Here is a 4,083-nt window from a genome sequence, read left to right as displayed (position 1 = left end):
CGCGGGCGGCATCCGCATCTCGTGCACCCGAAAGCGCGCACGACATCAACGCTTCGTGCACCCGAGAGCGGCCGCAGCCAGCGGTTACTCGCCGAGTACGCGACGGGTGTATTCGTTGACGAACACGCGATCAGGGTCGTAACGGTCGCGCACGGCGAGGAAGTCCTCGAACCGCGGCAGTTCCTCCATGAAACGCTCGTGTGAGACGGAATGCATCTTGCCCCAGTGCGGTCGCCCCTCGTGCGCGAGGAAGATGCGTTGCGCATCCGCGAACAGCGCGCGTGGGTCTTGACGCACGTAGGTGTGCAGCGCGATGTACGCGACTTCGCGTTCGTACGCGGTTGAGAGCATCGCGGTGTCCGCCGCTGCCGCCCGCACCTCGATGGGGAACGTGACGCGATAGTCGCGGCGTTCGAACAGTCGCTCGATCTCGGCCAGCACGGGGGCCACGGCATCGACCGGGACGCCGAACTCCATCTCCCTGAATCGCACGGGTCGGTGCGACACGAAGACCCGGTCGGAGCGATCCACGAACGACGGGCGTTCCATCAGCGGTGCGGCGAGCCGATTGATCGCGGGAGTCGCGGCCGGGATGCGCGCCCCGACTTCCGACACCGCTCCGTGCAGCGCCCCGCCCGTGACCACCTCATCCAACCAGCGCTTCGCGGGCGGCAGCGGCCGGGCATCCCGCTCGGTGCGGTTGTTCGTCTTGGTCGTGACGACGTCGGTGTGCGGAAACCAGAAGAATTCGAAGTGATCATTGCCGCGGATGCGGGCATCCCACTCTTCGACGACGAGGTCGCGCGGTTCCGTGGCTTCGACGACGTCGAGGCGGAATTCAGGAACACACTGGATCTCCACTTCGACGATGACGCCCAGTGCGCCGAGGCCGAGTCGTACGGCGGGCAGGAGTTCGTAGTTGACATCCTCCGACACCTCGACGAGTTCGCCTTTGCCGTTCACGAGCCGAACGGCCGTGACGTTCGCACCGATCGACGGCTGCCCTATGCCGGTGCCGTGCGTGCCGGTTGAGATGGCGCCCGCGAGGGTCTGACGGTCGATATCGCCCATGTTCGGCAGCGCGAGACCGAACGGTTCGAGCAGTTCGGCTACCTGGTGCAGGTGGGTGCCGGCTCCGAACGTGGCACGCCGACGGGCGCTGTCGACCTGCACGAGACCCCTGAAATGGTCGAGACGCAGCTGGAACCCCTCCGGTTGCGCAACGGCAGAGAACGAGTGCGAGGCGCCGACGGGTTTGACCCCGACACCGGTGCCGCGCTGCGCGGATACGAGTCGCTGCAGCTCTTCGACCGATTCGGGTACGACGACTCCCGCGGGCTCTGCGGAGAACGTCCTGCCCCAGTTGCGCCACGTCATACGAACACCTTCCCCTCGCCTCGATACGTCAGCATGTCGCCACTCCATTCTCCCCCTGCGACGGCATGCACGTGATTCGCGTGTTCGCACGCCTCACCGCTCTTCGTCGGCCGGAACCAGACCCTGTCGCCGACCTGCAGCGCAGCAGCGGCAGGTCCGCGGAGCGGCGTCTGCACCTCGCCGGCACCCTCGCGCGGCAGATACTGCAGCCCGGCCGGATACGCGGGCTCCGGGAGACGGTCCCGGGCAGCGGGCCCCGATGCGATCCAGCCTCCTCCGAAGCAAGTGACGACGTCGGATGCGGGCTTCCTGACGACGTCGAGCGCGAATCCGATTGCGGGGGCCGGCGTGAATTTCGTGTAGTGATCGAACAGATGCGGGCCGAACAGGCCGCTGCCGGCAGCGATGTCCGTCACGGCATCCTCGAGCGAGGTCGACTCGAGCGAACCCGTGCCGCCGCCGTTGACGAACTCGAGATCGGCGACTTCGCGTACGAGCCGCACCGCCTCGGCCCGACGCTCGGCGAGCTCATGGGCCGACCGTGCCTGGATGCCCCGCAACAGCCTGCCGTAGACCGGGTTCGAAGGGCTGTCGCCGACACCCGCGATCTGCGCTTCGTACGACATGAGCCCGACGAGCCGGAACCCATCGCGAGCGGCGACGCTTTCGGCCAGCCGACGGGCCTGCTGCGCGCCGTGCACGGGCGAGCGAAAGACCCCCACGTGCCCGAACGGGCCGCGCCAGGAGGCGTCGAGATCGATCGCGACTCTGATGTCGGGGCGCTGCGCAGGGTCAACCGCCGTGTCGATGAAGTCGAGCTGATCGACGCTGTCGATCATGACGGCGACCCGGGATGCCGCCCGTGCGTCGGCCGCGAGCGCTCGGTAGGCATCGCGATCGGTCTGCGGATAAGCGACGAGAATGTCGTCGAACTCGTCGCTCAGCCATATCGCCTCGGCGAGCGAGAAGGCGAGCAGCCCTTGCGTCCACGGTTCGCGATCCAGGATTCTCAGTACGTCGCGAATCCGGATCGACTTGGTGGCAACGCGAATCGGCCGCCCTCCCGCACGCTCACGGAGGCTCGCCGCGTTCGCCGCGACGGCATCCAGGGACAGCGCGACAAGCGGCGCAGAGAACTGCGCGGTCGCTGCCTGCATTGCACGCCAGTGGGAAGCGGAACGCAGCTCGGTGATCGCGTCGTCATCGGGCACTGCCGGAAGTGAATGCACCATCACACCATTGTGCATCGAAGCCGAGCTCCGTCACCGAACGGCGGCCGACGCGACCCCCACGGGCTCATCATCCGCGCCCTTGACCGACACTGGCAACTCGGCCGTCGCGAGTTCTGCATCCACAGGTTCGAAGCATTCGTCGATGCCGACGAGCAGGGTTCCGAAATATCCGGGCTTGACGGCACACTCGCTGCGCAGGTAGGAGTACACGGCACCGTTCGAGATGATCAGGATCATGCGAGCCACATCGCGCAACGGCACCGTGGCACGCACGCCGAGCATCCGCATGCACTCGTGCAGGGCCTCCATGACGCGGCTCTCGGACTCTTCGTTCACGAGCTGCGGGAGGTGCTGCAGGCCCGGAGTGCGAATGCTGTGCGTAATGACCTCCATCTCGCCCAGCTCATTCCTGTGGTTCTCGCGCACCGATCGGAACCAGCGTTCGAGCATCCGCCCTACGAGCTCGCTCATGGTCGCATTCGACGACGCAGGAGGTGGCACGAAGTATTCATCGCCGGTTCGCAGCAGGCGGTACACGTCGCGGATGACGTCCGCGCGCGTCTCATAAATGTAGTGGAACGTCGACAGCGGCATCTCGGCCTCGGCGGTGATCGCTCTGACCGTGGCCCCGCGCTCGCCATGCCGCTCAATGACTCGGAGCGCGGCTTCAGCCAGAAGACGTCGACGTTCAGCGCCGGTCATTCTGTGGGGCACGGTACCCTTCCTCACCTTCGTGACGGTAAACGACGTCATAGTAGCGTCAACTCCTGCGTACCAACTATGAGGATGCCCAGGTTCGCTGGCGCGTCACTCTCGAGTGCGCAACACTGGAAAACGGAACCACAAGGAGGTAGGTCCATGGCACTTCGCTGGTACACGGTGGTCGTCGACTCGCACGACACGCAGACCCAAGCACGCTGGTGGGCGGAGGTGCTCGACTGGGAAGTGATCTTCGACACCCCCGACGAAGCCGTCATCATTCCACGCGGGATGTCGCCAGAACCGACCGAGACCCTCGACGAGTGGCTGAAGGCCGGTCAGGGCATGGTCTTCGTGAAGGTGCCGGAGGATAAGAGCGTCAAGAACCGACTGCATATCGACCTCGCACCGCACACGAGCCAGGACCGCGACGCCGAGATCGAGCGCCTCGTCGGGATGGGCGCCAAGCACATCGACGTCGGGCAGACGGAAGAAGACACGTTCACCGTGCTCGCCGACCCGGAAGGCAACGAGTTCTGCGTGCTGTCCAGCCGGGCGCTCTAGGCTCGGGGCCGCGCTCGCCGGCGAGCAGGGCATCCGGATGGTCGAGCTCATTCCTCGGGGACTGTAACGAAAAACTGATCAATCACGAAAAACGGACACATACGTCAGTAATTCGTAACGATTGACCGCACAGTCCGCATTTCGTGAACGGGCCGCTGCCCGGGAAGCGCATCCGGATGCCCGAGCACGTTCAGCGAGGAACGTCACGAAA

At 65.6% G+C, this 4,083-nt stretch carries 4 protein-coding genes; 1 reads left to right on the top strand and 3 read right to left on the bottom strand.

Annotation, left to right across the window (positions count from 1 at the left end; translation table 11 throughout):
- Positions 1–84: 84 nt before the first annotated feature.
- The 3 genes from Q0O95_RS13335 to Q0O95_RS13325 are packed head-to-tail and all read right to left on the bottom strand — an operon-like array spanning position 85 to position 3,362.
- Positions 85–1,377: a D-arabinono-1,4-lactone oxidase gene (locus Q0O95_RS13335; RefSeq protein ID WP_293699622.1), complete on the bottom strand. Its 1,293-nt coding sequence runs from the start codon at positions 1,375–1,377 to the stop codon at positions 85–87.
- Complete coding sequence (locus Q0O95_RS13330) at positions 1,374–2,609, bottom strand: alanine racemase (RefSeq protein WP_293699619.1); 1,236 nt, start codon at positions 2,607–2,609, stop codon at positions 1,374–1,376. Before Q0O95_RS13330 ends, Q0O95_RS13335 begins: the two co-directional genes overlap by 4 nt.
- Before the next feature lie 30 nt (positions 2,610–2,639).
- Positions 2,640–3,362: a hypothetical protein gene (locus Q0O95_RS13325; protein ID WP_293699617.1), complete on the bottom strand. Its 723-nt coding sequence runs from the start codon at positions 3,360–3,362 to the stop codon at positions 2,640–2,642.
- Positions 3,363–3,467: 105 nt separating this feature from the next.
- Here Q0O95_RS13325 and Q0O95_RS13320 point away from each other — a divergent pair, with 105 nt between their 5' ends.
- Positions 3,468–3,872 carry a VOC family protein gene (locus tag Q0O95_RS13320; protein ID WP_293699614.1) on the top strand — a complete coding sequence of 135 codons (405 nt, stop codon included), beginning with the start codon at positions 3,468–3,470 and terminating at the stop codon, positions 3,870–3,872.
- Positions 3,873–4,083: the final 211 nt, after the last annotated feature.

The sequence above is a fragment of the uncultured Agrococcus sp. genome, from assembly GCF_945915485.1.
GTDB lineage: Bacteria > Actinomycetota > Actinomycetes > Actinomycetales > Microbacteriaceae > Agrococcus.
This window is presented reverse-complemented; position numbering and strand designations above follow the sequence as displayed.

Excerpts from the sequence above, each read along its gene's own strand:
- Q0O95_RS13320 (WP_293699614.1), top strand. The coding sequence starts at position 3,468 with ATGGCACTTCGCTGGTACACGGTGGTCGTCGACTCGCACGACACGCAG.
- Q0O95_RS13330 (WP_293699619.1), bottom strand. The coding sequence starts at position 2,609 with ATGGTGCATTCACTTCCGGCAGTGCCCGATGACGACGCGATCACCGAG.
- Q0O95_RS13325 (WP_293699617.1), bottom strand. The coding sequence starts at position 3,362 with ATGACGTCGTTTACCGTCACGAAGGTGAGGAAGGGTACCGTGCCCCAC.
- Q0O95_RS13335 (WP_293699622.1), bottom strand. The coding sequence starts at position 1,377 with ATGACGTGGCGCAACTGGGGCAGGACGTTCTCCGCAGAGCCCGCGGGA.